The sequence below is a fragment of the Rothia sp. HMSC065C03 genome, assembly GCF_001837295.1.
GTDB lineage: Bacteria > Actinomycetota > Actinomycetes > Actinomycetales > Micrococcaceae > Rothia.
Genome location: NZ_KV831979.1, coordinates 1 through 811 on the forward strand (window position 1 = coordinate 1; position 811 = coordinate 811).

At 59.2% G+C, this 811-nt stretch carries 2 protein-coding genes; both read right to left on the reverse strand.

The window, feature by feature from the left end:
- The coding region (locus HMPREF2605_RS03165) for a hypothetical protein (protein WP_141762268.1) at nt 1-335 on the reverse strand (335 nt) is incomplete at its 3' end.
- A gap of 182 nt (nt 336-517) precedes the next feature.
- Nucleotides 518-811, reverse strand: a 294-nt coding sequence (locus tag HMPREF2605_RS09465) for a hypothetical protein (RefSeq protein ID WP_168167579.1), incomplete at its 5' end; no start/stop codon positions are given.

Sequence of the window (811 nt, forward strand, 5' to 3'; positions counted from 1 at the left end):
CAGTCGAAGAGCATGCGCGGGTCGGTGAAGAAACGACGAACCCTCTTGCCCTCATATTTGTAGTCATCCACCGTGGTGGGAAGGTCCTTGGGCATGCCGTAACGGCGCCATTTGCGGGGGTGGACGGTCAGGTCCTTCTCCCAGGGGGTTTCACCGGTGACGCCGGGGGCACGACTCTGCATGAACTCGGCGGAGAGGTTCTTGCCCTTGACAGTGACGCGGTGTGCCTTTTCGAGCTTCTCGTAGGAGTAGCGGGCGCGGGCGTTGCGTTCGGCGTGGTACTTCTTCTGGTATGCCTTGTAGCGGGCTTCGGCTTCGGGGCTGCGACGTGCCATGGTGGTGGTCCTTTCTCTCAGGATGCGCTGGGAAGCTGCGGTGCTCTCGGCGCGGGGGCTTCGGTGCTTCTGGTTTCAGGATAGGGAGGACCCCTGACACGATAAGCAGGAGGGGGTGGCTGCTCCTAGGTTGGGGCCGCCACCCCCTCTTGTTGTGGGTGTTGTTAGTGCTGTCCGGTTTTCTACAGCGTGTGCTTCACCATTTCGGGAACCAGACGGGGAACTTCCACCTGCTGCGCTGCATCCGCTACTGCATTAGTGTTCAGAACCCACCAGTCATCAGGCAGCGAATCAATCCACGCTTCCCAATCCTTCGTACGCCAATCGTATGCGCGTTCCTCATATTCCTTCCAGCTATCGCCGCCAAGCGCCTCAATAAACAGAGACTTATCCTCTGACGGGTCCGGCTCATAGCCTTCCGGGCGGTCTGCATCCCAGAACTTGATGAACTGACGCCAGTTCTTCTTCGTCACGAT